The organism is Collinsella aerofaciens (genome assembly GCF_005844325.1).
GTDB lineage: Bacteria > Actinomycetota > Coriobacteriia > Coriobacteriales > Coriobacteriaceae > Collinsella > Collinsella aerofaciens_G.
The window spans coordinates 1-1,590 of the sequence record NZ_SPFY01000055.1 but is presented as its reverse complement, the minus strand read 5'-3'; the positions used below and the strand labels follow the sequence as shown (position 1 = coordinate 1,590).

At 51.9% G+C, this 1,590-nt stretch carries 1 protein-coding gene; it reads right to left on the bottom strand.

Annotation, left to right across the window (positions count from 1 at the left end):
* Window positions 1-50 precede the first annotated feature (50 nt).
* A partial coding sequence (locus tag FGQ61_RS09525; protein ID WP_212745467.1) for a hypothetical protein occupies window positions 51-1,590 on the bottom strand: 1,540 nt, incomplete at its 5' end.

Genomic DNA, 1,590 nt, shown 5'->3' with positions numbered 1-1,590 from the left:
CGAACCTCCAGTCCGGACCGCTTCACGGTCCAACTTTCTGTCCGCACCCCCTATTGCTTGCTCGCGTCAGCGGCTCTATTGCCAAAAATCGCCGTGCCGTCGGTGTTTGTCACCAAAGTCTTACCCGTCGGGCAAACCGCAACGCCACCACCATAGCCACCGGCCTCATTACTGCTTATATAGGAGTTATAGACAAATAGCCTACCCGCATTAGATGCAGTGTTTGAATCGCCCTGAACAAAGATGCCGCCGCCGCCCCAGTCGAAGCGAGACATGCAGTGATTGTTTGTGATGTAGACTATACTTTCTTTAGTGCCGTTACTTTCTTTAGGGCCGTTAATCATCGCGTCAACCTTCTGGCCCACTCGGATGCCGGCACCTTCAGATCGGTAGCTCACGTTAGAGGCAATAATTCCTCCCGTAATGTTGAGCCATGCCATATCCTTGCGAGAACCGTCTCGCCATTGATCGGTAACGTAAACGCCGCCACCGGCTTCTTTAGAATAATTGCCAGTAATCTGGCCACCGGAAATGGTGACATGGGTACCGTTCTTGGCAGCAAGCCCAGCGCCGCCATGGTCACCGTTGCCATCCGTGCCGCAGAATTTGGCATAGCAATTGTTCGTAATGTAACCGCCGGAAACAGTAACGCTGCCGCCTTCGGCCATGATGCCGCCACCAAATCCGTTCATGCCATCAAGCGTGCTATTACCGGAGATTACGCCGCCGGTCACCGTGACTGCAGACCCATTGGCATATACACCGCCGCCACTAGGAGCGCGGTTGCCGGCAATTACGCCGTTAGAAATGCTAAGAGTCGAATTTTCGACAGATATTCCTGCGCCGGCAGCACCGTCCGGACAATAACCTCCGCAAACATAACCGCCCTTCATATTGACGGTCGAGCCGCTCCCCGCGTACACCAGGTTTCGGACACTGCTGTCTTTCTTTTGCGTGAGCACGCCGCTCTCAAGACTGAAATGACCGCCGTCATGGATGTTGATGAGCTTCAGTCCTCTTGAACCGTCGCAAGCCACAATGGCGCCTTTACCTTTAATATCGCCTTTACCTTTAATATCAACACCATGCTCTACAAGCGACTCGGTTGTGCCCGTTCCTTCTGGGGACGATTCGGTCACATAGTAGGAAAGGTAAGTCGGAATGCCATCGTTGTCGTAAGACAGTTTGGCTTCCTTGCCATAATTGGCGCGAGTTAATTTCTGTCCCTGATCATTTAGCTGCTGGCCGTTACTGACCTTTTCCTCCGTATACACAGAATCCTTAATTGTAAGTGTCGCGCCGTTGGCAACATCGAATAATGAATTGCTATTACTCAAGTGCTTAAGCTTGTGACCGTTTAAATCCAAGATGATATTGACGACGGGGTGCTCGTTGTTTTGTACGAGCCCTACCTCATCGTTGTACTCAATATCGGCAACAAGCTTAAAAGTGGCGGCACCATTTTCATTGCGAAGGCTCGGCTTATAGGACAAAATGTGTGTCCCGATAGAACATCCGTTTCCATCCATTAATCCAGCCAGAACGGGTACGGGTCCCTGTGGTGGAGGTCCTCCCACACTGCCCTGTCGC